The following is a 24603-nucleotide window of genomic DNA, read 5'->3' as shown; positions in this document are numbered from 1 at the left end:
GCTGGGGACTCAGAAACGGTAGCGCACCCCCAGATAATACCGCCGCCCGTACGTGGTGTACTCGCGGAAGCTGCCGAGGATGGGCATATCCGACACCCGCGGCTCATCGGTGAGGTTGCTGGCCGACAGCGACAGCGACAGGTGCTTGTTCACTTTATAGGTGGCGCGGAAGTCCAGCGAGCCATTGTCCCGCACATACCGGTTCTGCGACGGGTCGCCGACAAACTGCTGGTAATAGTCGGAGCGGTACTTGTAGATCGCCTGCAGATCGAGCTTGCCCAGGCCCCAGTACACCTGCGCCGAGGCCACGTGCTTGGACAAACCGAAGATGTTGGCCGGCTCGACGATGCCCGGGGTGACCACGCCGGTGGCCGGGTCGGTGGACTCGCCCAAGCGCAGGTCTTCGGTCTTGAAGTTGGAATCGGCGTAGTTGTAGCTGGCCTTCACGCCCAGCCCGGAGAAAATGCCCGGCAGGTAGGAGAAGCTGTGCGAGGCGGTGAATTCCACGCCGAACAGATCGCTCTTCTGGTCGCTGGTGGCCAGCTGCTCCACCGGCACGGTCACGCTCTGGCCGTCGATATCGAAGGTTTCGTTGACGATCACCGGCATCGAGCCGCCGTTGAACTGCTTGTAGTACAGCGCACCGGACAGCATCGTGTCTTCGTTGGCATACCACTCCAGCGAAAGGTCGCCGTTCCACGACATCAACGGCTTTGCGCGCGGGTTGCCGGTGGCCGTGATGCTTCGCAGCGCATCGCCCACGCTGTTGAACTCGGTATCCACCTCACCCAGGTTGAAGGTGCGGCCGAAGCCTTCGGCGGCCAAGTCCGGGCGCGACATCGCCCGATACGCACCGACCCGCAGCAGCAGGTCCGGGCGCAGTTCGAACGCTGCATTGAAGCTGGGCAGCCATTCGGTGTTGCTGGATTTGAGCACCTGCGAGGTGAAATCGCCGGTGGGCTCCAGGGTCACGGTGCCGTCGGCATTGTTGATCACATCCAGCCCGCTGCGCAGGCCGACCGAGCGCACTTCCGTGCGCACCCCACGCACGCCGATGTTGCCGGTCACCGGCAGGCCGAACCATTCGGCGCTGTAATCGCCCATCAGGTACAGCGCGCTGGTTTTCTCGGTGACATCGTTGTTGGCCGGGTTGCGCAGGTCCGCGCTCAGGCCGGTGTCGTCCATGCCGGTGAACGCCTTGAACAGGCAGCGGCTGTCGAAGCTGGCCCACTGGTCGATGGTGTTGCCGCTGGCATTGGCCAGGAAATCGTCCTGCGGGAACGCCTGGCGGCAGGCGAGGTTGGCGGCGCGGATCGCCGCGACGTTCGTGGTGGTCACATCCACGGTATCGGTGTAATCGGTGTAGGTCGCCTCGGAACGGCGCAGGCCACCCTTGATCGCGGTGAAGAAGCCGCTTTCCGGGGTAAAGGTGGCATCGAAACGGCCAGCACGGATGGTGTGCTCACGGTGCTGCTGGCGACGACGCACCAGCGCCGAGTCGGTGAAGTTGTCCGGGTTGTTCACGTCGAACGCCGGATCCAGATAGATGCTCGGCACATCGCCGCTGTAATCGTAGGTGTAATCCACGTAGCGGGTGTTCTTGATGCCGCCGACCGGCCTGCCGTTGACGTCGGTGCGGCCGGCGCGCAGGCGGGTGCTGCGTTCGATCTGATCGCGCTCGGTGTTGGAGTAGGACAGATCGGTGGACAACGTCCACGCCGGGCTCGGCCGGAAGATCACGTTGAGCCCGCCGCCGGTGTATTCCTCCTGCCGCTCCAGGAAATTGCCGGTGGAATCGACGGTTGTGCTGCCGGTGTGGTGCAGCAGCGCGCCATCGTCGCTGACCACGCGGTTGTTGAGGTTGCGCATCATCGAGGACAGCGACAGATCCGAGCGGTCTTCGGTGTAATCGCGCTTGGAGTGCTGGTAGTCCAGGTTCACTTCCACCAGGTCGCTGGGGCGCCACTGGAGCGCGGCGAACTGCGAATCGCGCTTGTCGTGTTCGATGAACTGGCGATAGATGCGGCTGCTGGGCACCAGGTAGTACGGCACGCCGTTGGCGACCTGGTTGCCGTTGACCTGGGTGCAGTTGCGGGTCGCGCCGACCACTTCACGCCCATCGCAGGCCACCCAGGTGGAACTGCTGGAGAACATCTCTTCCGGGTTGCTGCCTTCCAGCGCCTGCACGCCGATGGAGACACCGAGCTTGCCGCCGTTGCCCATGTCGAACTGGTCGATGTAGCTGGCGGTACCGCGCCAGCCGACGCCGTCCTTGTCCTTGAGGCGGTCATCGTAGTCCTGCCAGGTGCCGCGACCATCGAGCTGGAACGTGCGCTTGCCGTACTCCAGTGGCTTGACCGTCTCCATGTTGATCGTGCCGGCCACGCCGCCTTCGACGAAATCGGCGCGCTGGGTCTTGTAGATCGCCACGGTGTTGATCAGCTCGGAGGGGAACTGGTTGAAGTTCACCGAGCGGTCGCCACTGCCATTGGTGGCCTCGCGGCCATTGAAGGTGGACGAACCCAGGAACGGGCCCAGGCCACGGATCGAGATTTCCGACGCACCGCCTTTTTCACGGTGGGTGGAGGCGCCGGTGATGGTTTCGATCGCCTCACCGATCGAAAGCGCCGGCAGGTCGCCGATATCGTCGGCCGCCAGCACGTCGGAGACCACGGTCTCCTCGCGCTTCTTGTCGATCGAGGTCTGGATGGTGCCGCGGATGCCGGTCACCTGGACCTGATCCAGCGTGGTGGCTTGGGCCGGCGGGGTGGGCGGCGTATCGGCGTCCTGTGCATGGGCCAGCGGCAGGGCCGAGGTGGCACACAGGGCATAGAACAGCGCGCTGTGCAGCGCGGTGTGGCGGAGGCCTCGTGGCGAGGCCGTGCGGCGGTCATGCAACATCGTGATCTCCCTCCCAGGATGGATCGTCCGATTACACGGATTCGATCCGGAAGATTCACGACTGATGAACCAATGTCAATGAATTGGTACTAAAGTCTACCCCGCACTACCGTCCAGACCACTTTGCGCGGAATTAATGTGCGGACGCAGCAGAAAAATGCGCAAACTGCAGACCACATGCGCCTAAAGTGGTATGCGATTGTGGTTGACGCTCGCGCCCGGCAACCTGTTAGGATCGTGGTTCGCGTCAGTCGCCACGGTTCATCTGGGAGGGTAAGCCCGTGACTTTGCAACACTCGCATGCGCCGTTGGCGCGGCGTCCCATGGCCAAGGCATTGCTGTTGAGCCTGTCCCTGGCGGCATTCCCTGCCGTCGCGGCCGATTATCTGGTACGCGACGCTGTTGCCTATGCCAACGCGACCCGCGCGCTTGCCCCCGGCGATACGGTGATCCTGGCCGACGGCGTCTGGCGCGACGTGGACCTGCTTTTCCGGGGCACCGGCAAAATTGGTCAACCAATTAAGCTGACGGCGCAGACCCCCGGCAAGGTGATCCTCAGCGGCCAATCCCAGCTGCGTCTGGCCGGTGAGCATCTTGAGGTGTCCAACCTGGTGTTCCGCGATGGCTGGGCGCCGGGCGGTGAAGTGGTCTCGTTCCGGCGATCGGCCAGCGAATGGGCCAACCACAGCCGGGTGACCGGGGTCGTGATCGACCGCTACAACAAACCGGACCGCCAGCAGTCCGATCACTGGGTGGCGCTGTACGGGCAGCACAACCGTTTCGACCACAACCAGCTGGTCGGCAAGACCAATGCAGGCACCACCTTGGTGGTGGTGCGCAACGCCACCAGCGGCCTGGACAACCAGCACCGCATCGACCACAACTGGTTCGGCCCGCGCCCCAACCTCGGTTCCAACGGCGGCGAGACGATGCGCATTGGCACCAGCCACGATTCGCAGTCCGATTCGCGCACCATGGTGGAGAACAACTGGTTCGAGCAGTGCGATGGCGAGGTGGAGATCGTCTCCAACAAGTCCGGCGGCAACACCTACCGTGGCAACGTCTTCCTGGACTCGCGCGGCTCGCTGGTGCTGCGCCACGGCCACGGCAATCGGGTCGAACGCAATGTGTTCCTCGGCCATGGCAAGGCGCATACCGGCGGCGTGCGGGTGATCAACCGCCACCAGACCGTGCGCGACAATTACTTCGAAGGCATTGCCGGCGACAACTTCGCTGCGGCCTTGAGCGTGATGGCCGGTACCCACAACGCGCCGTTGAACCGGTACGAGCAGATCGATCACGCGGTGATCGAACGCAACAGCTTCATCCAGGTCGGCACCCTGCTGCTGGGCGCGGGGCTGGATGAGGAGCGCAACGCGATGCCGGTGAACAGCCGCATCGCCGGCAACCTCTTCGTCGGCGATGGGAAACGCGAGCTGCTGCGCACGCAGGGCGATCTGTCCGGCATCACGTTCGCCGCCAACGTGCAGAGCCCTGCCGCGTCTGCCGGCTTCCCCGGCGGTGTCAGCGGCCAGACCCTGACCCTGCAGCGCGCGGCCAACGGCCTGCTCTACCCCACCGCGGCCGTCGATGCCGGTGCCCCGCGCGATCTGAACCCGATTGCCCGCGACCAGGTCGGCGTCGACTGGTATCCCAAGACCCTGCCGACCACCGCCTTGGACAGCGGCGCGGTGCACACGGTCGCACCGGGCGAGGACACCCTGACCGCCGCCGTGGCCGCCAGCACCCCCGGCGACCGCCTGCAGCTGCAGCGCGGCCGCTACACCGTGAGCCAGGTACTGGCGGTGGACCATCCACTGAGCGTGGTCGGCCCCTCGCGTGGCCAGGCCAGCGTGCAGTTCTCGCGGCCCAGCCTGTTCGAGATCGGCGCGCGCGGTTCGCTGCGCCTGGCGCGGCTGGACATCGACGGCGCGCTTGCCCCGGATGCCGCCGGCAACGCGGTGATCCGCGTGCCACCGGGCAGACAGGCCTTCAACTACACCCTCCTGCTCGAAGACAGCCACGTGCACGGGCTGACCGCCAACAAGGCCTTCGATGTGATCACCACCGGCAAGGGCAGCCTGGCCGCGCGGATCGCGCTCTCGAACGTGACGGTGGAGGACATCACCGGCAGCGTGATCGCCGCGGCCGCCGAGACCGACGACCTGGGCACCTACAACGCCGAGCAGGTGGATCTGCTGGACTCCACGTTCCGCCGGATCGGCGGGCCGGTACTGAGCCTGTATCGCGGTGGCACCGACGAAAGCACCTTCGGCCCGGCACTGCAGGTGCACGGCAACCAGTTCGAGCAGGTGGGCGTAGCCGATGACACCAGCCTGCGCCTGCATGGCGTGCAGTTCGCCAGCATCCGCGACAACCGCTTCGACCGCAGCGGCCGCATCCGTTTCAGCCATCGCGTCGGGGAACCGACCCTGCGCATGGGCGACAACCCGCTGACGGCCACCGCGCCGTTGCTGTCCGATACCCCTGTTGAGGCCCTGCCATGAATCATGCCCCGCCCCTGATGCTGCTGCTCGCCGCCACGCTTGGCGGGGCTGCGTTGCCCGCCGCACAGGCCGCACCCGCCGCCCGGCAGGCGCCCGCCGATGCCGCCACCGCGCCGGTGCTGGTCACCGCCGCGCAGTGGACGCAGATGCGTGCCGAGGGTGCGCGATCGCCGTTGTTCGCCAAGGAACAGCAGCGTGCCGAACAGCGCGTGCGCGCGATGATGAAGGCCGGCATCGACGTGCCGGTGCCCAAGGACAAGGGCGGCGGTTACACGCACGAACAGCACAAGCGCAATTACCAGGCCATCCAGGCCGCCGGCGCGCTGTATCGGCTGACCGGTGACAAGGCCTATGCCACCTTCGCCCGCGACCTGCTGCTGGGCTACGCCAAGCTCTACCCGGGGCTGAGCGCGCACCCGCAGGGCCGCGGCCAGATTCCCGGCCGGCTGTTCTGGCAGACCCTCAACGATTCGGTCTGGCTGGTCAGCGCGGCGCAGGGCTACGACGCGATCCGCGACACGCTCAGTGACGCCGACCGCAAAACGATCGACGACAACGTGTTCCGCGCGATGGCCGATTTCCTGTCCGGCACGCCGGAGAACTTCGACAAGATCCACAATCACGCCACCTGGGCGGTCGCTGCCGTCGGCATGACCGGCTACGTGCTGCGCGACACCACCTACGTCGACAAGGCCCTGCAGGGCAGCAAGCGCGATGGCAGTGCCGGCTTCCTGAAACAGGTTGATCAGCTGTTCTCGCCGGACGGCTATTACGAAGAAGGCCCGTACTACCAGCGCTATGCGCTGGCCCCGTTCATCCTGTTCGCCAACGCCATCGAGCGCAACGAACCGCAGCGTGGCATCTTCAAGCGCCGCGACGGCGTGCTGCTCAAGGCGGTCGATGCGCTGGTGCAGAGCAGCTACGGCGGCTACTTCTTCCCGATCAACGACGCCATTCTCGACAAGGGCCTGGACACCGAAGAACTGGTGGCCGGCGTCGATATCGCCTACGCGCAGACCGCTGATGCACGCCTGCTGTCGGTCGCAAAAACACAGAAGCGCGTGCTGCTCTCGCCCGAAGGCCTGCAGGTAGCCCAGGCGCTGGCGGAGAACAAGGCCAAGCCGTTTGCCTTCGTACCGACCCTGCTGCGCGATGGCCCGGACGGCACCGAAGGCGCACTGGCGATCCTGCGCATGGGCGGCGAGAACGGCCAGGCACTGGTGATGAAGAACACCAAGCAGGGCATGGGCCACGGCCACTTCGACAAGCTCAACTGGTTGTTCTACGACAACGGCCAGCGTGTGGTCACCGATTACGGCGCCGCGCGTTTCCTCAACATCGAAGCCAAGGCCGGTGGCATCTACCTGCCGGAAAACAACAGTTGGGCCCGGCAGACCATCGCCCACAACACGCTGGTGGTCAACGAGCAGAGCCACTTCGGTGGCGACTGGAAGAAGGGCCAGCCGCTGGCGCCGACGCCGCTGCTGTTTGCGGTCAGCGACGATACCCAGATCGCCTCCGCGCGGATGGAAGGCGCCTACGACGGTGTCAGCTTCACCCGCACCCAGGCCCTGCTCTCGCACCCTGCGCTGGGCGAGCCGGTGGTGCTGGACCTGCTGCGCGTCACCGGCACCAAGGCGGCACGCTATGACCTGCCGCTGCACTTCAATGGCCACATCATGGACGTGGGCTTCAAGAGCCAGTCCGCGGTGGCCACGCGTCCGGTGCTGGGCAAGGCCAACGGCTACCAGCATGTGTGGATCGATGCGGCCAGCGAGCCGACCCGCGATGCGCGCAGCCTGACCTGGCTGCTGGAGGGTCGCTTCTATACCTACCGGTTCGCCAGCACCGCACCCTCGCGCGCCCTGATCGGCGAGAGCGGTGCGAATGATCCCTCGTTCAACCTGCGCCGTGAGCCGATGCTGCTGCAGCGCGTGGATGGGCAGCCCGCCACTACCTTCTATGGCGTGCTCGAACCACATGGCCAATACGACGGCACCGCCGAGACCGTGCGCGGCGCCAACAGCCGCATCGATCGCCTGTCGCATTACCGCGGCAAGGATGCGGATGTGCTGGTGCTCGACCTGGCCGGCGGCAAGCGGCTGGCGCTGGGCATCGCCGATGACCCCACCAAGGGCGGATCGCATGAAGTGAGCGGCGATGGCCAGAGCTGGCGCTGGGACGGTGGCTGGAAGCGCTTCGATACCGCCACCGGCAAGGACAGCAAATGAAGGTCACCACGCAGGCCCGCACTTATGTCCGTTGGCTGATCGTGGCGCTGATCGCCGTCGCCACGGTGATCAACTACATCGACCGCAACGCGCTGGCCGTCATGTGGCCGCAGATTTCGCAGGATGTCGGCGCGACCAAGGAGGACTACGCGCTGCTGGTCACGGTGTTCATGCTGTTCTACGCCGCCGGCCAGTTCGTGTTCGGGCGCCTGTTCGACATCATCGGCACGCGGCTGGGCTTTGCGCTCTCGATCGCGGTGTGGTCGATCTCGATCGCGCTGCACTCGGTCACCCACTCCATCCTGTCCTTCAGCATCGTGCGCGCCATGCTCGGCATCAGCGAAGCCGGTGCATGGCCGGGCGCGGTCAAGGCCAATGCCGAGTGGTTCCCGGCACGGGAGCGTGCGTTGGCGCAGGGTGTGTTCAACGCCGGCGCCTCGATCGGCGCGATCATCTCCGCGCCGCTGATCGCCGTGCTGTTCCTGTGGCTGGGCTGGCGCGGGACCTTCATCCTGATCGGTGCGATCGGTTTCATCTGGCTGCTGCCGTGGCTGATCATCTACCGCGCCGGTCCGGACAAGCACCCCTGGGTGAGCGCGGCCGAGCGTGCACTGATCCTGGACGCGCCGACCGAGCAGCCGGCCGTGCCGGTGGCCGAGTACGTGCCGAACGTGCGCCAGCTGCTGGGCCATCGCCAGACCTGGGGCATCCTGATCTCGCGGTTCTTCCTGGACCCGATCTGGTGGCTGTTCGTCTCCTGGCTGCCGATCTACCTGGCCGACACCTTCGGCTTCGACATCAAGCAGATCGGCATCTTCGCCTGGGTGCCCTACGTCGGCGCGATGATCGGCAGTCTCGGCGGCGGCTGGTTGTCCGGCCGTCTGATCGGTGCCGGCTGGAGCGTGGACAAGGCGCGCAAGGTAGTCATCACCCTGGGCGGCGCGATCATGGCCCCGGCGCTGATCGGTGCGGTGCTGGCCACCGATCCGGTCTGGGCGGTGATCACCATCGCCTTCGTGCTGCTCGGCTTCCAGATCGCCATCGGCAACATCCAGACCCTGCCCGGCGACATCTTCAGCGGCAAATCGGTCGGCTCGGTGGCTGGCCTGGGCGGCATGGCCGCGGTGGCGGGCACGCTGATCACCACCTGGCTGGTGCCGGCGATGACGCACGACTCCTACGCACCGATCTTCATTCTGGTGGCGGCCCTGGTGCCGGCCTCCCTTCTGGCGCTGTGGCTGGTCACCGGTCGCGTGGAAAAAATCCACGGCCCGGTCGAACGCCGCTGAACCTTCTTCTTCCCTTTCCCCCAACGCATCACAGGAGTGTTTCATGACCCAATTCAAGGACAAGGTGGCGATCGTCACCGGTGGCGGCCGTGACATCGGCCGCGAGATCTCGCTCAAGCTGGCTGCCGCCGGCGCGAAGGTCTGCATCAACTACGCCAACGACGAGGCCAGCGCGCAGGAGACCCTCCAGCAGGTCCAGGCCGCCGGCGGCACCGCGATCGTGCATCGCGCCGATGTCACCGATGCCACGGCGGTGGCGGCGATGGTCGCCGCGACCCAGGCCGCGTTCGGCCCGCAGATCGATGTGCTGGTGAACGTGGCCGGTGGCATGGTCCAGCGCCGTCCGCTGGCCGAGATCGACGAGGCGTTCTTCCACAAGGTGATGGACCTCAACATGAGTTCGGTCTACCTGACCACCCATGCGGTGGTACCGCACATGCCCGAAGGCGGCGCGATCGTGAACTTCGCTTCGCAGGCCGGCCGCGATGGCGGTGGCCCGGGCGCGGCGATCTACGCCACCGCCAAGGCCGCGGTGATGACCTTCACCCGTGCCATGGCGAAGGAGCTGGGCCCGCGCGGCATCCGCGTCAACGCCCTGTGCTGCGGCATGATCGCCACCCGCTTCCATGACGAGTTCACCAAGCCGGAAGTGCGCACCGCGGTGGCAGGCAATACGCCGCTGCGCCGCCAGGGCCGTCCGCAGGAAGCCGCCGATACCGCCGTGTACCTTGCGTCGGATGCGGCCGGTTTCATCACCGGTGCCAACGTCGACGTCAACGGCGGCACCTACTTCTCCTGATTGACCCGCTGACCGCCTGGGAGGGCCGCCATGCTGCGCTGGATCACTGCATTCTCTCTTGCACTTGCCACCAGCGCCGCGGCGCTGCCCGCCCAGGCCCAGGTCTGGGTGCCGGCCTGGACCGCTTCGCCGGCCCCGGACCGGCTCGATGGGACCCCCGACGCCCCGGTGCAATTCGCCAACCAGACCGTGCGCCAGGACATGCGCCTGGCCAGTTCGGCGCGCGCCCTGCGCTTCCGCATCAGCAATGAACTCGGCCAGGCACCGCTGCATATCGGCAGTGCCTCGGCCCACCTCACCGGCACCGCCACCGCGGCCAGGCCGGTCACGTTCAATGGGCGTGGCGAGGTGGTGGTGCCGGTCGGCGCTGCCCTGCTCAGCGACCCGGTCGCGATCACCGCACCGGCGCTGGCCGACGTCTCGCTCACCGTGTACTTCCCCGACGCCACCCGCCCGGCCGTACGCCGCACCGCGCTGCGCATCGTCGAGGGCCGCGCAGCCACCGTGGGCGATGCGGTCAAACTCGCCTACCGGCAGAACGTGGTCTCGGCCGTGCTGGCCGAACGCACCCGCAAGCCGATCGTGGTGGTCGCCCTCGGCGACTCCATCACCGAAGGCGCCACCGCCACCCGCGGCAGCAACGGCGACTGGCCCGCACGGCTGTCCGCCCGCCTGCAGCAGGCCTGCCCGGACCAGGTGGTGGTGGTCAACGCCGGCATCAGCGGCAACAAGGTGATGGACCATGGCCGCAGCCACAGCGCGCTGGCGCGGCTGGACCGCGACGTGATCGCGCTGCCGAACGTAGACCGCGTGATCCTGTTCGAAGGCATCAACGACATCCGCCACGACGGCGGCACCCCACCCGTGGCCGGCCGCAACGCCGAGGACATGGTGCTGGGCTACCGGCAGATCGCCGAGCGCCTGCACAGCAACGGCATCCGCCCGATCGCCGCCACGATCACCCCCTTCGGTGGTTCGGACCGCTACGAGCCGATCGCGGCGGCCACCCGCACTACCCTCAACACCTGGATGCGCGGCGGCCGCAGCGGCTTCGATGGGCTGATCGACTTCGACCAGATCCTGCGCGACCCGGCCAATCCGGAGAACCTGCCCGAGGAGATCACCCGCGACCACCTGCATCCCAACGATGAAGGCTACCGGCGCATGGCCGACGGCATCGATCTGGCAATGCTCGGGTGCCCGGTACGATGACGGCCCAGAGCTTCGTCGTTGCGCCCGACAACGGCCAGCGCTGGGACGCACTGGCGCTGGGCGAAGTGATGCTGCGCTTCGATCCCGGCGAAGGCCGGATCCGCAGCGCGCGCCAGTTCACCGTGTGGGAGGGCGGCGGCGAGTACAACGTCGCACGCGGTCTGTGCAGCACGTTCGAACACCGCACCGGGGTACTTACCGCCCTGCCGCGCAATGAACTTGGCCTGCTCGCCCAGCAGCTGATCCAGGCCGGTGGCGTGGATGCCAGCCAGATTGTGTGGCGCGACTACGATGGCATCGGCCGCAACACCCGCATGGGCCTGAACTTCACCGAGCGTGGTTTTGGGGTACGTGCGCCGCTGGGCATCTCCGATCGCGCGTACTCGGCGGCCTCGCAACTGGCGCCGGAGGCGTTCGACTGGGACGCGTTGTTCGGCCAGCACGGCGTGCGCTGGCTGCACACCGGTGGAATCTTTGCCGCCTTGTCCGAGCACAGCGCGCAGACCGCCATCGCGGCAGTCCGTGCCGCGCGGCGCCACGGCGTGGCCGTCTCCTACGACCTCAACTACCGCGCCAGCCTCTGGAACAGTCATCCCGACCCGGACGCGGCGCGCCATGCCAACTGCGCCATCGCCGCCGAATGCGATCTGCTGATCGGCGATGAGTACTCGTTCGCCGCGTGCCTGGGCATGGATCTGAGCGATCTGGGTCGCCGCCACACCCCGATGGATGTCGGCCCGGCCGAGGCCGCTGCCCTGCGTGCACTGGCCCGGTTCCCGACGCTGCAGGCGGTGGCCTTCACCCTGCGCGACGCCGCCACGGCGGCCCGGCATGGCTGGGCCGGCGCGCTGCGCACGCGAGCGCAGCTGTATGTCTCCGAGGCGCGCGAAGTCGACCTGCTCGACCGCGTCGGCGGGGGCGACGCCTTCGTGGCCGGCGTGGTGCATGCCCTGCTCAGCGGCAAGGGCGAGCAGGCAGCGGTGGACCTGGGCGCTGCGCATGGCGCGCTGGCGATGTCCACGCCGGGCGATTGCGCTGTCACCCGCTTGGCGGAAGTGGAGGCCGTGGCGCGCGGCGATGGGGCGACGGCGCGGCGCTGAAGGGTGCGGATCAGCGGGGCGCAGACAACTGCGCCACGCCCTGGATCGCAGAGACGGTCAGCGGCGCGGGCAGCGCGTCCAGCTCGAACCAGCCCAGCGCCAGGATCGCCTCAGGTTCGAGCAGCATCACCTGCGCCGTTGCCGGCACGCGCGCCAGGTACACCGGCGCGACCCAATGCTGTGCCAACGCAGGTTCAAAGTGATCCACCACGCACAACAGCCGTTCCACGCGCACCTGCAGCCCGGTCTCTTCCAGCACCTCACGCACCACGGCCGCTTCGACCTTCTCCATCCAGTCCACCTTGCCGCCGGGAAGCCCCCAATGCCCCTGCTCGGGCGGACGCCCGCGCTGGACCAACAGGATCGCGCCATCGGCGCGCTGGATCACGGCCCCACAGCCGAGGCGGGGGTGCTGCACATCAGGGGGCTGGGGCATCGGGCATCTCCATGGCGGTGCCTCATTATCCCTCGGGCCCCGTGCCTGGATGGCGCCCACGAAAAAGGCCCGGCAATGCCGGGCCTTTCCTGCCACGCCGATCAGGCGCGTGGCGATGCGGTCACGCTGGGATTACCAGCTGAAGCGCGGGCCGACCGACCATTCCTTGTCACCGTGGCGATCCATCTTGATGTCGCCGTTGATGCCCCAGTTCTGGTTCAACTTCACCTGGCCACCCAGGCGGCCGTAGAACTGGCCATCCGGATTGACGCCGTGCTTCTTGCTGTAATCCTCGTAGCCGGCCATGGCATAGACTTCGGCGTGCTGGCCGAACGCGGTACGGATACCGGCTTCAGCGCTGTAGCCGTTGAAGTCCAGGCCTTCCTTCGGGTCGAACTTGTTGTAGGCAACGCGGCCCACGAAGTCGGTGCTGTTGCCGATTTCCTGGTTGTAGCCGAGGCCCACGCGCCACTGGTCAACCTTGAAGTTGCCGATGTCGGTCTTCTGCTGGTTGTACTCACCGAAAGCGTGGAAGTTCGGGTGGAAAGCGTAGGAACCCTTCACGCCCCAACCATCGGCCTTGCCGCCATCTGCGTCGGTCTTGACGTAGTCGGCTTCCGCGTAGTTGTAGGACAGGCCTTCAGCCGCCGAAGCGGTGAACGGGAGGGCGGCGGCCAGCGCCAGAGCAATCAACGAAGTCTTCATGGGGGTACACCTTTATGTCTTGGACTACTTGCACCCGGCATGGAGGCCGGACTGCATCGGGAATGTAAATTCTCCGTTATTCGACACAACCCGCCCTGAAGTTGACCGCGTGCGCAAAAGTGAATTTTGGGGCGGCGTTCAGACGCGCTCTGGCATACGCGCGTGGCCTTTTTCAGGCGATGACGGCGTGAGTGCGGCTTGGCGGAATGATCACGCGTGGCCTTCATGCGGGGGAGGCGCGACGGGCGGGCCGGAAAGGGATTCTGGTCACGACGGTGCCCTTTCGGGGCGTCACGCGCTGGGGAAGCCGCTCTTGGGGAGTTATCGGCTAACGCGTCCATCCTCCTGGATGCACCGAGGTCCGTGCCGTGGGGCGTTGGACCGCAGGGCGCCGTGGGGCGTCCTGCCCGGCAAGCCCATCATGTGCTGAATACGTCAGCGGGCCTATCAGGATGTTCCGCACAATGACTCAGAGTTTTCTGACGTTTGTCGCGAAGGTGGCCGAAAATGTCCGAGTGGATGCTGAATCCGTTCACTTCCTGACCTGCCTGGACAGCTCACCGGCTGCAAAGGCGCCCGCGCGCAGTGTCGAGGTTCCGTCCCCCGGTTCGTCGTATGTCATGAAGGCGCCCATCCCGGCGCGTCATCTGGAGCTCTGCCATGGCCTATATCGATGGTTTTGTACTTGCCGTGCCGAACGCGAACAAAGCGAAATTCCTGGAGCACGCGCACATGGGCGATGCGATCTGCATCGAGCATGGCGCGCTGCGCGTGGTGGAGTGTTGGGGCGACGATGTCCCGCATGGCAAGCAGACCGACTTCCATCGCGCGGTGGCGGCCAAGGACGATGAGGCCGTGTTGTTCTCCTGGATCGAATGGCCGGACAAGGCCACGCGCGATGCCGGCATGCAGAAGATGATGGAGGACCCGCGGATGAACCCGGAGAACAATCCGATGCCGTTCGACGGTAAGCGGATGATCTACGGCGGCTTCGTGCCGGTGGTGGAACTCAAGGGCTGAGCAACGCGGCTGCCGCTCAGCGTGGGTGCGCGGATTCGTCGTCGTTCTGGAATCCGCCACCCATGCCACCCCCGCCTCCACCGCCCATTCCTCCACCCCCACCGCCTTTACCACCGCCCTTGTCAGCCGCATCGCCCTTGCCCTTCGCACCGGCCGAGGGCCGTGCGGGACCCTGGCGCGGGATGGTGACCGAGGCCGGGATCGGATCCAGGTCCAGCGCCTGACGGATGAAGTCACGCAGTGACACCACCAGTTCGGCGGTGGGAACGAGGCGGCCCTGGGCCATCTCGTTGGCGGCGTGCGCGGCAAGGCGTACCTGCTCATCGGTGCCCAGCAGGATGATGTCCGACAGCGCTGCTTCCACCGCGTCACGGATCCGGCGCGCGCGCTCGCCACCGTTCTCGGCCTCCGCCGGCAGGTGCAGCGCATCGCCGGCTTCGCTGCCGTCGGGCAGCGCGCGGAAATCCCGACGATGGCGAGGATCGACATCGAGCGTGCCGGTGAACGAGCCGCCAAGGACCTTGTAAGCGGCGATCAGCGTGCGCAGCCGCTCGTTGATCTGACGATTCTCGCGCTCGCGACGCTGCTGCATGGCCTGCATGACCAGCAGCCGGATGCCGACGCCGATCAACGTAATGATCGCCAACCCGACCAGGGTGGAGAGCATGGCCTGCCAGGAGCTGAAGTCGAGGTCGCGCATGTGGCGTCTTCTCAAAAGGCAGCAACCAAGCTACCAAGGTTACGTATCTGCAACTACACGCACAGAACTAAATGTCACCAATGATTCGCATGGAAGGCGGTATCAGCCGAGATTTCTATAGGACCTCTCAGGAAACTTCGCTGCCGTCGGATCAAACACTTCGTTTACTCTGGAAATTAACTTTAGAATCTCATCCTCGGCAGAAAAATACTCCAACCGCGGTATCACTCTCACCCTAAATCCTATCGAACTTAGAATCGGAATCATCACATCTTGATGCATCTTGTGTGAGAATCCTGATGTTTTATTGTTTGCGAATGCCAGATTAGATCTGGCGATCTCTTTCGCAATACCCGTGAGCTTGCTTTTGTAATCAACGCCAACGCCCACGTCACCGTTAGCCGAATTTGGAAACATAAGTGCGTACCAGAGGTATACATCCAAAGACGAAGAGGTGATTCGATCATGGCTTTGGAGTTGCTTTTCAACATAGTCTCGGAACGAGTTCAAGTTTGACATATGGGCGTGCAGCTTTGATCCTGCATGACCAACGACATATGTTTTCGCCGAAACTATTATCCCAAGTACCGCCGCATATCCCGCAGCAACTTGGAACAATGCAACAAGCAAGCTAATCGTTAGCCCATATGCTTTTGTAGCCCTCTCCACGCACGTGCTTTCAAAGCACCACGACCTATCAAACATACCAACCTCAGAACCCGCGCCCATCCCGACGGTGAATAGAGATATTATTATGAGTGCCACCAGAGCGCCAATTGCAGCGATGCCACCCCAAAAAGAGATACGTTCAAGGCGCTGAATCCAATCAACTGAATCATTATTCATATGAATTTGGAATAAATGAAACCATCTTCCGGATCTCTTTAGCCTCATGCCGGAACGTACGAGCAACTAAATTAAGGCGCTCCCTGAGGCGAAAGCAACTCTTCATGAAGAAGTACTGTCCGTTCTTCGTAGGATAGCTCTTAACAAGTCGATTAGCCCATTGCCTGCAGTCCCCAACATCCTTGGGGTGCGGGAGCGGCTGAATTCTTCTCAGGCGAGATACGAGTTTTCGGTGTTGTATCTCGTTGACCCTGGATAGCTTGTTCACCCTCCCCATGCACTTATTGAACATCTTTCTGAATTTTCTTCGAGTCCTAAAATTCGATTCTGTCGAGAAGTTCTCCAATGTATCCACAGAAGATCTTATCCGACAAAGCTCGTCCCTCGGAATTCTAGGTTTCTCATATTCCACTCTCAGCCCGTGAACAAGTACAGGCTTGATACCGGAGCGCAATATTGCGGTTTTTCGCTCACTCCTTGAAAGATCTCTTGAGGTTAGAAGATCGTCTATATGACGAAGTGCCAGATTATAATCCTGGGAGAACAACGAAGATGAGACGGTGATGTCATCAACATATCTGGTATAGGTCAACCCTTTACGTAATAGCCTTCCCACCAGACGATGTTCATCCTTCCAAAAGATCAGATTTGCAATGTAACTAGAAGTGGGGGCACCCTGAACCAGAAAACCGTCAAGGCAGCAAAGCTTGGCCAAAGCGAGTGAAGGGCCGCGGCCAAACTTCAAGAATTTTCTATATATTTCATATACTTGATATTCGGTGATGCTGCCAAAGAAATTTGCAACATCGACCTTTAAGACGCTTTTCGCCCGGCAATGTCGAGCAGCGCAAGCGATGTAATCCCTGCCAATCAAACCTTGCTCGGCAGCAAACTTCCCAGGAATTGAACCAAACAGATAGTCCGGCCAGACGATGGTCGCAGGATCAGCAAGAATTCTTTTGTTAATCCTGCGAAGGATGAGACGTAACCGCCAATGCGGTATGTAAACTTCGCGCAATCCACCGTCAGATTTGAGCACGGTCTTCAGCCTGAACTTCATAGCCGACGACCATTTCAACAGCTCTTCCATCTCACGCTCTTCCACGCCAAGCGCCCTGCACAATGCCGACACAGAACCGATTGACTGGCTAGCAAGCTTTTTTACTTTTGAAACATGATCCATATGTTTCGAAACTACACAGATTAGGTGTGGGTCAAGTCCGCCAAGTCAGACTGGTTTTTAACTATCAAACGCCGATTACATCCAATCAAGATTCAGAAACTGCCGTTCTCCTGCTGACTTGACCCACCTCGGGAAGAGCTCCTCCGGGTTTCCGGAGGGCGCGGCGACCGCCTCCTCTCGTACCCGTGCTTCCACGGGCGCGGACATGAAATCTATCCGCAAGGTCTGAATCTCTTTTTTTGATTAGACTGCCTCGGTCAAGCGATACGCTTGAGCAGTCTCATTATTAGGACATTGCGCCTTTGATTTCAAGGCCTCTACAGTCATTCGAGAACTGGACGATCTGACCCGCTTTTGACAGTGCTCCTTCAGGTACAGCCCAGGACCTTGCAGGCATGGCCTGATCGACGGCCACACGCGGAGATGTAGCGAATCCCAATTCACTTGGCGGCGGATTAGCTGCTTCATGAAACGCATGCTGCGTAGCATTGCCGGGAGCCTGATCGCACAGTGACGCGATGCGCTCGACCGGGGATGCCGAAATGACCGGGGACGGGGACAGGCCGTTCCCACCATGCCGCTCCCGCCCTCAGGCAGGAGCAGCACGTTACAACTTACTTACTTGCGCGCGCGCTTGGCCGGTGTCTTGCGGGCAACCGGCTTGGCGGCAGCACGCTTGGCCGGGGCGGCCTTGCGGGCCGGAGCCTTCTTCGCCGGGGCCTTCTTGGCCACAGCCTTCTTGGCGGTAGCGACCTTCTTGCCGACGGTCTTCTTGGCCGCTGCGGTCTTCTTGGTCACGGCCTTCTTGGCGGTGGCGACCTTCTTGCCGACCGACTTGCGGGCGACGGCGGTCTTCTTGCCGGCCACCTTCTTGGCGGTCGCGGTCTTCTTGGTCACGGCCTTCTTGGCGGTCGCCGACTTCTTGGCAACGGCCTTCTTGGCGGTGGCGACCTTCTTGCCGACGGTCTTCTTGGCGACGGCGGTCTTCTTGCCGGCAACCTTCTTGGCCGCTGCGGTCTTCTTGGTCACGGCCTTCTTGGCGGTCGCCGACTTCTTGGCAACAGCGGTCCTGGCAGCGGCGACCTTCTTGCCGACGGTCTTCTTGGCGGCGGCGGTCTTCTTGGTCACGGCCTTCTTGGCGGTCGCGGTCTTCTTGGCGACAGCCTTCCTGGCGGTGGCGACCTTCTTGGTCACGGTCTTCTTGGCAGCAGCAGCCTTCTTGGTCACGGCCTTCGTGGCGGTCGTGGCCTTCTTGCCGGCAGCCTTGGTGGTCTTGGTCACGGCCTTTTCAGCGGCGGCCTTCTTCTTGGCGACCTGCTTCTTGATCGCGGTGGCCTCGGCCTTGGCGTTCTTCTTGGCCGCTTCCAGCTTCTGCTTGGCGGTGGCCAGGGTCTTGCCGACCGACTTGGCCGCCTTGTCAGCCTTCTTGGCGACGGTCTTCTCGACCTTGGTCACGGCCTTCTTGACCTTGGCGACCTGGGTGGTGGCAGCCTTGCGTGCGCGCTTGGCGGTCTTCTTCACCGAAGCGACTGCATCTTCCGCAACGTGTGCGATGGTCTCGCCGACGTTGGTGGCGGTTTCTTTTGCATCTTCGACGGTCTGCGAGAGAACCGTGGTCACACCATTACCGTTGCTCATTGAGTGCCTCCTAAGGGGCCTGGTTAGTCAAATCGCTGGCGATGCTATACCGGCGCGGTCCATCGTGGAACGGTCTTGATGCGATGCACGTGCCAAGCCGACAGTAGCACCCTCATCGGCGGCAGCAAGCAACGTACCGGTTGCGTGCACGAAACCCCTTGAAAACAGCATCGGCGTTCCAACGCCTGGCACGCGCGATGTGTCTGGATGCGCATGGCCGGCGCGTCCAGCGATCCGATGATGGATCGTCGTACTTGATCCATTCCCTGCCTCCGCACCGCGCATTTGCGCTGGTTTGGATGACGCGCTCGCAGCCGATGGACGTGTGCGCCGATGCGGTCTGCCCATGCCGCGTGCATCGCCACGCACCCACATTGAAGCCGACCACCGCCGCCTTTCGCCGCCGCCGCCCGCGCCGGCCAGCCGCCCATCGGGACCTCAGCCGGCAATGAATTTCATCCGGGGTTTAGCCGAGTGCGGACACACTCATTCAGGTTGAATTACCGTATATGTGTTTTTCCCTGCCCCGTCCCCTCCGACACGGAACCGCCGGACCATGCGACCGCTCCCGACCCTGCTCACGCTTGCCCTCGCCGCCGCCTTCGGCGGGTTCACCGCCACGGCCATCAACGCGCACCTGGACAACCGGGCCGAGGCAGCGCCGGCCGCGTACACGATCCCGACCACGGCCGCGCTGCCCGCCGCAGTCGCCGGGCAGGCGGTGCCATCGCTGGCACCGATGCTGGAACGGGTGATGCCGGCAGTGGTCAGCGTCAACACCAAGCAGGTGGTGCGCGTGCGCAACCCCTACTTCAATGACCCCTTCTTCCGCCGGCTGTTCCCGGAAGTGCCGCAGGAACGCATCAACGAATCGCTGGGTTCGGGGGTGATCATCGATGCCGCCGAGGGCCTGGTGCTGACCAACCACCATGTCATCGACAACGCCGACGACGTGCAGGTGACCCTGGCCGATGGGCGCACGGTCAAGGCTGAATTCATCGGCTCCGATGCCGATACCGATGTCGCGTTGATCCGCATTCCGACCGGCAACCTGACCGAGATCAAGCTCGGCGACAGCGCGCAGCTGCGCGTCGGCGATTTCGTGGTGGCGATCGGCAACCCGTTCGGTTTCAGCCAGACGGTCACCTCCGGCATCGTCTCGGCAGTGGGCCGCAGCGGCATCCGCGGGCTGGGCTACCAGAACTTCATCCAGACCGATGCCTCGATCAACCCCGGCAATTCCGGCGGCGCGCTGGTCAACCTGCAGGGACAACTGGTCGGCATCAATACCGCCAGTTTCAACCCGCAGGGCAGCATGGCCGGCAACATCGGCCTGGGCCTGGCGATTCCCTCCAACCTGGCGCGCGACGTGGTCGACCAGCTGGTCAAACACGGGGTGGTGGTGCGTGGCACGCTCGGCATCGAGGCGCAGAACCTGACCCAGCAGATCGCGCAGGGCCTGGGCCTGACCGAGACGCGCGGCGCGCTGGTGACCCGCGTGCTGGCCGGTTCCGGTGCCGCGGCCGCCGGCCTCAAGCCGGGCGACGTGGTGGTGTCGGCCAACGGCCAGCGCGTGGACAGCGCGCAGGCGCTGCACAACGTGGAAGGCCTGCAGCCGGTTGGCAGCACGCTGACCCTGGACGTGCGCCGCGAAGGCAAGCCGCTGCAGATCAAGGCCACACTGAAGGAGCAGGCACGCGCGGTCACCGGCGAGTCGCTCGATCCGCGCCTGGGCGGGGCCACCTTCGTGGACCTGCCCGAGTCGCTGCGCCAGGCGGGCGTCAGCGGGGTATTGGTCAGTGACGTCAAACGCGGCAGCCGCGCGGCAGCCTCCGGACTTGCGCAGGGTGACGTGATCACCGCGGCAACGGCGGGTGAGTTTGCCGACCTCGCCAGCTGGCGCGCCAACTTCCAGCAGCGTCCGGCCCAGTTGGTGCTGCGGATCCTCCGTGGAAACGGCGGTGGTCAGCTGGTGATGCGCTGAACGCGGCGACAGCCGTAACGTGGCTTACACCCGGCCGGTGCTATTACCTTGTGTTCGTTGCCGTCGGATCGTCCGCGGTCACCTTCCCCATCGCATAGCAGGAGATACACGATGAGCCCCACCAATACCGAGAACCTGAAGGAACACCTGGGCGAAGCCGGCTCGCACCTGAAGTCGGCGGCCACCGCTGCCGGCGGTGCCATCAAGGGCGCCACCGGTGCTGCCGGTGACGAGCTGCGCATCGGCAAGGCCAACGTCAAGGCCGAACTGTCCGATACCGCGCTCTCCGGCCTGGCCGCGGCCGAGTTCGGTGGCGCTGCTGCCAAGGAACAGGTCGATGCACTGATGGACAAGGGCAAGGACCTGGTCGACAGCGCCGCCGAGCTGATTCGTGAGCGTCCGCTGGCCTCCTTCGGCGTCGCCTTCGCGGCGGGCTGGATCATCGCCAAGCTGGCCCGCAGCGGCGGCGACAAGTAAGCAGCGGCGTGAGCGATCAAGCCCAGTCGACCGCCACCGGTGGCGCGGATACCCCGCCACCGGACAGCGGTGAAAAAGCACCACGCCTGGACGAAAGCATCCGCCAGGTCGGTGAGGCCGGCCGTGAGACGGTGGATTCGGCCAAGCACACGCTGCGCTCCCTGCGACGTCTGGCCTCGGCCGATTTCGCACTGGCCCGCAGTGCGTTTGGCCGGGCGCTTGCCTGGGCCGGCGTGGCGATCGTGTTCGGCGCGTCGGCCTGGCTGTTGCTGGCCGGCACGTTGATCGCCCTGATGCAGCGGTGGGGCCTGTCCTGGTTCCATTCGCTGCTGATCACCTCGGTCGTCAGCCTGCTGGTCACCGGTTACGCCATGTGGCGCGTGTCGTTCTTCTTCCGCCATACCGGCATGCATGCCACTCGCCGCCAGTTGTCGCGGCTGGGCCTGTATGACGAACCCAGCGATGAAGATCCCGATGCCGACGTGGACACCACGGGGGTGAAGCGATGAACTTCGAAGCCTTGCGGCAACGCGTCCAGCGTGCCGAGCTGGTGGTCGCGGTGCGGGTCGAGAAAACCCGCAGCAGCTGGTTCACCCTGAGTACCGTCTGGCGCTCCGGGTGGACACCCATGCGCATCATCACGGTGGGCCTGGCCGGCGGCTTCCTGGCCGGCAAGCTGGAGCCGACCGGTCTTGGTGCGAAAGTGCAGGGCGCGCGTTGGCTGCAGATGATCGGCTCGGTGTCCAATCTGGTGGCCAGCACCCAGGCCGCGTTTGCCTCGATGCAGGCCAGCGAAGCGGCTGATACCGCCGAGCAGGCCGCGGACAAGGTAGATGACGCGGCCGATGAGGTACCGCGTCAGCCCGCTGCCGCTGCCGCACCCGCAGCGCCACGGCTCAGCCCGGAACGGCGTGCCGACCCGGCCTCGCCGTATCAGCCGCAACCGGCTGAAGCGGCCACGGACCTGTCCGAACGCTGATCGCACCGCGCTCGGCCGCAGCATCCGAAGGCCCTGCGGCATCTGCTGCGGGGCCTTTCTTCGTCTGCACGCACCCCACACGCCACGCGCACCCGGCTTGCCCAATAATGGCGCTCCCTTCCAGTGTGCGACCTGCATGAGCGTTCCGGTTCCCCCTTCCGCTGAAGCCGCCGTCGCACCCTCCCCGCCGCGCCCCCGCGCCCCGATGTCGCTGGTGATCCTGGCCACGTTGGCGGTCGCGTTCACCTTGTGGGCGGCACAGGACGTGGTGCTGCCGATCCTGCTGGCGATGTTCTTCGCCCTGGTCGGCAACCCGATCCTGCGGGTGCTGCAGAAGATCTGGATCCCCCGGTTCCTCGGCGCGGTGCTGGTGCTCGGCATTGGCCTGAGCGGCGCCGCCGCGCTGGGCGTGCAACTGGTCGGCCCGGCGATGGAGTGGGCCCAGGAAGCACCGCAGCAGTTGCGCAAGGTCGCCCGCCAGGTGCAGAACCTGACCAAGCCGGTGCAGCAGGCCAACCAGGCCGCCGAGAACTTCGCGCGCGTGGCCGGTGGCGAAGGCAGCCGCCGGGTGCAGATCGTGCGCACCCAGCTAGATGATCCCTACAAGGTGCTGACCCGGGCACCCCGGTTGGCCGCCTCGGTGCTGGCGGTGGTGCTGTTGACCCTGTTCTTCATGATCTACGGGCAGAGCCTGCAGAAACATGCCATCGCCCTGTTCCCCAGCCGCCAGCAGCAACGCTTCACCACCGACATTCTGCGTTCGATCGAGCGCGAGGTCTCCCGTTATGTACTGACCATCACCGTGATCAACACGCTGGTCGGCCTGGTGTTCTCCGGCATCCTGCTGCTGCTCGGCATCTCGCTGCAGGAGGCGCTGCTGTGGGGCACCGTGGCGGCGCTGCTGAACTTCGCGCCGTATGTGGGGCCGCTGATCGGCGTGGCGCTGATGCTGCTGATGGGCTTCGTGGAGTTCAGCGATCCGTTCCAGGCGCTGCTGCCGGCCGCGTGCTATCTGGCCCTGCATACCGTGGAGGGCCAGGTGGTCACGCCCATTGTGCTCGGCCGCCGGATGGCGATCTCACCGCTGATCCTGATCCTGGCGCTGATGGTGTTCGGCTGGCTGTGGGGCATGATCGGCCTGCTGCTGGCGGTGCCGCTGCTGGTCTGCATCAAGCTGGTGCTGGCGCGGCTGGATGGCACCCAAGGCTGGGCCAAGCTGCTGGAATAAGCTGCTGGAGTCATCGGTTCGGGCGGAGGCATGGCTGGCCGCGCAATCCCCGATTGCTGCCAGAATACCGGCACTTTTTCGGATGGATCCCGACGCTGATGTCTTCCCTCGCTGCCCGTTGTCTTGTTCTCGCCGGCCTTGTCGCCCTCGCCGCGCCGACGTTCGCCGCCACCCCAGCCAGCGCAGAGGTGGCCAGCCGCCAGCTGGTCGAGGCGGTCACCTGCAAGCGCCACCTGACGCCTGCACAGTTCGCCGCGCTGGCGAAGGCGCTCAAGCCGACCGAGCTGCAGGCGTACGGCGAACTGACCGATGGCGAGTATGCGCTGACCACACCGCTGCTCGTGCTGGGCCAGCCGGTGGACCGCCTGTACCTGTACGACGGCGCCAGCGGCGAGGATGGTGTCGACAGTTACACCGCGTACTTCAGCACGGCCAGTGTCGAGCAGATCGCCGCGCTGGCGAAGATGCGGGACAACGTGGCCGGCGACTACACCCTGGAGGTCGGTCGACATGACCTGAACGTGCGGCAGCAGGACGGGCAGGCATCCATCGGCTGTTCCTACGACCTGCGCTGAAGGACCTGCGCCTGCGCTGCCTGCGCGCGATGAAAGCCCGCGCGCGCAGGCGTAGAATGGCGGGGTGAATTTCCCCGTCCAAGCCATCACCCTCGACCTCGACGACACCCTGTGGCCGTTCGCCCCCATCGGCGCCCGCATCGACCAGGTGTTGTACGAGTGGATGCTCCAGCACAGCCCCGCCACCGCCGCGATGTACCCGGTGGCGGCGATGCGCGAACTGCGCGAGCGCTCCTTCCATGACAACCCGCACCTGCACTACGACCTCAGCGCACTGCGCCGGTTGACGCTGAGCGAGGCGCTGGAGAAAAGCGGCGCCGACCCGGCCCTGCTCGAACCGGCGTACGAGGCGTTCTATGCCGCGCGCAACCAGGTCGAGTTCTACCCGGATGCGATGGACGCGCTGGCCCGGATCGCCGCGCGCGTGCCCGTGGCCGCGCTCAGCAACGGCAATGCCGACCTGCAGCGGATCGGCGTGTCCCACCACTTCACCTTCCAGCTCGGCTCGCGCGAGCACGGCGCGGCCAAGCCGGCCGCCAGCATCTTCCACGCCGCCTGCGAGCGTCTCGGCGTCGCCCCCGCCCAGGTACTGCATGTGGGCGACCACGCCGAGATGGACGTGGTCGGTGCGATGCAGGCGGGCCTGCGCGGCTGCTGGATCAACCGCGAAGAGCACGCCTGGAACCATCCTTCACTGCAGCCCGATCTGCAGTTCGACACCCTGACCGGGCTGGCCGACTGGCTGGATGCGAACGCATCCGCCCAGCACGCGTAAGCCGCCGCCCAAGGAGCC

Annotated in this window: 21 protein-coding genes; 14 read left to right on the top strand and 7 right to left on the bottom strand. The window is 64.8% G+C overall.

Going from position 1 to position 24603, the window contains the following annotated elements; all coding sequences use genetic code 11:
• Positions 1–9: 9 nt before the first annotated feature.
• Positions 10–2901, bottom strand: a complete 2892-nt coding sequence (locus ACTT2I_RS19535) for a TonB-dependent receptor (RefSeq protein ID WP_443096747.1) — start codon at positions 2899–2901, stop codon at positions 10–12.
• 323 nt (positions 2902–3224) lie between these two features.
• Here ACTT2I_RS19535 and ACTT2I_RS19530 point away from each other — a divergent pair, with 323 nt between their 5' ends.
• The 6 genes from ACTT2I_RS19530 to ACTT2I_RS19505 are packed head-to-tail and all read left to right on the top strand — an operon-like array spanning position 3225 to position 12039.
• Positions 3225–5408, top strand: coding sequence for a polysaccharide lyase 6 family protein (locus ACTT2I_RS19530; RefSeq protein ID WP_443096746.1), 2184 nt, complete (start codon positions 3225–3227; stop codon positions 5406–5408).
• The gene (locus ACTT2I_RS19525; protein ID WP_443096745.1) at positions 5405–7639 is read left to right on the top strand and encodes an oligoalginate lyase; all 2235 of its coding nucleotides are present in this window, start codon (positions 5405–5407) and stop codon (positions 7637–7639) included. The genes ACTT2I_RS19530 and ACTT2I_RS19525 overlap by 4 nt, the downstream gene beginning before the upstream one ends.
• Entirely contained in the window at positions 7636–8928 is a 1293-nt protein-coding gene (locus ACTT2I_RS19520) for an MFS transporter (RefSeq protein WP_019185568.1), read from the top strand. Before ACTT2I_RS19525 ends, ACTT2I_RS19520 begins: the two co-directional genes overlap by 4 nt.
• 43 nt (positions 8929–8971) lie before the next feature.
• Complete coding sequence (locus tag ACTT2I_RS19515) at positions 8972–9727, top strand: SDR family NAD(P)-dependent oxidoreductase (RefSeq protein WP_088432361.1); 756 nt, start codon at positions 8972–8974, stop codon at positions 9725–9727.
• 30 nt (positions 9728–9757) lie between these two features.
• Positions 9758–10939 (top strand): GDSL-type esterase/lipase family protein, encoded by a 1182-nt coding sequence (locus ACTT2I_RS19510; protein WP_421100149.1) that lies wholly within the window; start codon positions 9758–9760, stop codon positions 10937–10939.
• Positions 10936–12039 (top strand): sugar kinase, encoded by a 1104-nt coding sequence (locus ACTT2I_RS19505; RefSeq protein WP_421100148.1) that lies wholly within the window; start codon positions 10936–10938, stop codon positions 12037–12039. The genes ACTT2I_RS19510 and ACTT2I_RS19505 overlap by 4 nt, the downstream gene beginning before the upstream one ends.
• A 10-nt stretch (positions 12040–12049) precedes the next feature.
• Here the strand turns inward: ACTT2I_RS19505 and ACTT2I_RS19500 are convergent, their stop codons facing one another.
• Both ACTT2I_RS19500 and ACTT2I_RS19495 read right to left on the bottom strand, forming a co-directional pair.
• Positions 12050–12475, bottom strand: a complete 426-nt coding sequence (locus ACTT2I_RS19500) for an NUDIX domain-containing protein (protein WP_421100147.1) — start codon at positions 12473–12475, stop codon at positions 12050–12052.
• A 132-nt stretch (positions 12476–12607) separates the two neighbouring features.
• Complete coding sequence (locus ACTT2I_RS19495) at positions 12608–13180, bottom strand: OmpO family porin (protein WP_088432365.1); 573 nt, start codon at positions 13178–13180, stop codon at positions 12608–12610.
• A 660-nt stretch (positions 13181–13840) separates the two neighbouring features.
• On the opposite strand from ACTT2I_RS19495, the gene ACTT2I_RS19490 reads away from it, so the two are divergent.
• Positions 13841–14200 (top strand): DUF1428 domain-containing protein, encoded by a 360-nt coding sequence (locus ACTT2I_RS19490; RefSeq protein ID WP_088432366.1) that lies wholly within the window; start codon positions 13841–13843, stop codon positions 14198–14200.
• A gap of 16 nt (positions 14201–14216) precedes the next feature.
• Here ACTT2I_RS19490 and ACTT2I_RS19485 read toward each other — a convergent pair whose 3' ends face one another.
• The 4 genes from ACTT2I_RS19485 to ACTT2I_RS19470 form a co-directional block, all read right to left on the bottom strand.
• On the bottom strand, positions 14217–14900 hold the full coding sequence (locus ACTT2I_RS19485; protein WP_421100146.1) for a hypothetical protein: 684 nt from the start codon (positions 14898–14900) through the stop codon (positions 14217–14219).
• A 102-nt stretch (positions 14901–15002) separates the two neighbouring features.
• Entirely contained in the window at positions 15003–15746 is a 744-nt protein-coding gene (locus tag ACTT2I_RS19480) for a retron Ec48 family effector membrane protein (protein ID WP_421100145.1), read from the bottom strand.
• Positions 15739–16929 carry a reverse transcriptase family protein gene (locus tag ACTT2I_RS19475; protein WP_421100144.1) on the bottom strand — a complete coding sequence of 397 codons (1191 nt, stop codon included), beginning with the start codon at positions 16927–16929 and terminating at the stop codon, positions 15739–15741. Before ACTT2I_RS19475 ends, ACTT2I_RS19480 begins: the two co-directional genes overlap by 8 nt.
• 618 nt (positions 16930–17547) lie before the next feature.
• Positions 17548–18567: a histone gene (locus tag ACTT2I_RS19470; protein ID WP_421100143.1), complete on the bottom strand. Its 1020-nt coding sequence runs from the start codon at positions 18565–18567 to the stop codon at positions 17548–17550.
• Between the two features lie 556 nt (positions 18568–19123).
• Here ACTT2I_RS19470 and ACTT2I_RS19465 point away from each other — a divergent pair.
• The 7 genes from ACTT2I_RS19465 to ACTT2I_RS19435 all read left to right on the top strand — a co-directional run bounded on the left by ACTT2I_RS19465 (position 19124) and on the right by ACTT2I_RS19435 (position 24585).
• Positions 19124–20551: a Do family serine endopeptidase gene (locus ACTT2I_RS19465; protein WP_088434434.1), complete on the top strand. Its 1428-nt coding sequence runs from the start codon at positions 19124–19126 to the stop codon at positions 20549–20551.
• A 111-nt stretch (positions 20552–20662) separates the two neighbouring features.
• On the top strand, positions 20663–21028 hold the full coding sequence (locus tag ACTT2I_RS19460; protein WP_019185548.1) for a hypothetical protein: 366 nt from the start codon (positions 20663–20665) through the stop codon (positions 21026–21028).
• A gap of 8 nt (positions 21029–21036) precedes the next feature.
• On the top strand, positions 21037–21537 hold the full coding sequence (locus ACTT2I_RS19455) for a phage holin family protein (protein WP_443096744.1): 501 nt from the start codon (positions 21037–21039) through the stop codon (positions 21535–21537).
• The gene (locus tag ACTT2I_RS19450) at positions 21534–22007 is read left to right on the top strand and encodes a protein sip-5 (RefSeq protein WP_088434433.1); all 474 of its coding nucleotides are present in this window, start codon (positions 21534–21536) and stop codon (positions 22005–22007) included. Before ACTT2I_RS19455 ends, ACTT2I_RS19450 begins: the two co-directional genes overlap by 4 nt.
• Before the next feature lie 136 nt (positions 22008–22143).
• Positions 22144–23235, top strand: coding sequence for an AI-2E family transporter (locus ACTT2I_RS19445; RefSeq protein ID WP_088434432.1), 1092 nt, complete (start codon positions 22144–22146; stop codon positions 23233–23235).
• 98 nt (positions 23236–23333) lie between these two features.
• Positions 23334–23810, top strand: a complete 477-nt coding sequence (locus ACTT2I_RS19440; protein WP_421100140.1) for a hypothetical protein — start codon at positions 23334–23336, stop codon at positions 23808–23810.
• A 64-nt stretch (positions 23811–23874) separates the two neighbouring features.
• Positions 23875–24585, top strand: a complete 711-nt coding sequence (locus ACTT2I_RS19435) for an HAD family hydrolase (protein WP_088434430.1) — start codon at positions 23875–23877, stop codon at positions 24583–24585.
• Positions 24586–24603 lie beyond the last annotated feature (18 nt).

The organism is Stenotrophomonas sp. PUT21 (genome assembly GCF_052232875.1).
In the GTDB taxonomy this organism is placed as follows: Bacteria; Pseudomonadota; Gammaproteobacteria; order Xanthomonadales; family Xanthomonadaceae; genus Stenotrophomonas; species Stenotrophomonas maltophilia_N.
Note: the sequence above shows the minus strand (reverse complement) of the source record. Positions and strands in the feature narration are given on the sequence as shown.

Excerpts from the sequence above, each read along its gene's own strand:
- ACTT2I_RS19465 (WP_088434434.1), top strand. The coding sequence starts at position 19,124 with ATGCGACCGCTCCCGACCCTGCTCACGCTTGCCCTCGCCGCCGCCTTC.
- ACTT2I_RS19525 (WP_443096745.1), top strand. The coding sequence starts at position 5,405 with ATGAATCATGCCCCGCCCCTGATGCTGCTGCTCGCCGCCACGCTTGGC.
- ACTT2I_RS19450 (WP_088434433.1), top strand. The coding sequence starts at position 21,534 with ATGAACTTCGAAGCCTTGCGGCAACGCGTCCAGCGTGCCGAGCTGGTG.
- ACTT2I_RS19460 (WP_019185548.1), top strand. The coding sequence starts at position 20,663 with ATGAGCCCCACCAATACCGAGAACCTGAAGGAACACCTGGGCGAAGCC.
- ACTT2I_RS19445 (WP_088434432.1), top strand. The coding sequence starts at position 22,144 with ATGAGCGTTCCGGTTCCCCCTTCCGCTGAAGCCGCCGTCGCACCCTCC.
- ACTT2I_RS19495 (WP_088432365.1), bottom strand. The coding sequence starts at position 13,180 with ATGAAGACTTCGTTGATTGCTCTGGCGCTGGCCGCCGCCCTCCCGTTC.
- ACTT2I_RS19475 (WP_421100144.1), bottom strand. The coding sequence starts at position 16,929 with ATGGATCATGTTTCAAAAGTAAAAAAGCTTGCTAGCCAGTCAATCGGT.
- ACTT2I_RS19440 (WP_421100140.1), top strand. The coding sequence starts at position 23,334 with ATGTCTTCCCTCGCTGCCCGTTGTCTTGTTCTCGCCGGCCTTGTCGCC.
- ACTT2I_RS19470 (WP_421100143.1), bottom strand. The coding sequence starts at position 18,567 with ATGAGCAACGGTAATGGTGTGACCACGGTTCTCTCGCAGACCGTCGAA.
- ACTT2I_RS19520 (WP_019185568.1), top strand. The coding sequence starts at position 7,636 with ATGAAGGTCACCACGCAGGCCCGCACTTATGTCCGTTGGCTGATCGTG.
- ACTT2I_RS19505 (WP_421100148.1), top strand. The coding sequence starts at position 10,936 with ATGACGGCCCAGAGCTTCGTCGTTGCGCCCGACAACGGCCAGCGCTGG.
- ACTT2I_RS19485 (WP_421100146.1), bottom strand. The coding sequence starts at position 14,900 with ATGCGCGACCTCGACTTCAGCTCCTGGCAGGCCATGCTCTCCACCCTG.
- ACTT2I_RS19515 (WP_088432361.1), top strand. The coding sequence starts at position 8,972 with ATGACCCAATTCAAGGACAAGGTGGCGATCGTCACCGGTGGCGGCCGT.
- ACTT2I_RS19480 (WP_421100145.1), bottom strand. The coding sequence starts at position 15,746 with ATGAATAATGATTCAGTTGATTGGATTCAGCGCCTTGAACGTATCTCT.
- ACTT2I_RS19500 (WP_421100147.1), bottom strand. The coding sequence starts at position 12,475 with ATGCCCCAGCCCCCTGATGTGCAGCACCCCCGCCTCGGCTGTGGGGCC.
- ACTT2I_RS19530 (WP_443096746.1), top strand. The coding sequence starts at position 3,225 with ATGGCCAAGGCATTGCTGTTGAGCCTGTCCCTGGCGGCATTCCCTGCC.
- ACTT2I_RS19490 (WP_088432366.1), top strand. The coding sequence starts at position 13,841 with ATGGCCTATATCGATGGTTTTGTACTTGCCGTGCCGAACGCGAACAAA.
- ACTT2I_RS19535 (WP_443096747.1), bottom strand. The coding sequence starts at position 2,901 with ATGTTGCATGACCGCCGCACGGCCTCGCCACGAGGCCTCCGCCACACC.
- ACTT2I_RS19510 (WP_421100149.1), top strand. The coding sequence starts at position 9,758 with ATGCTGCGCTGGATCACTGCATTCTCTCTTGCACTTGCCACCAGCGCC.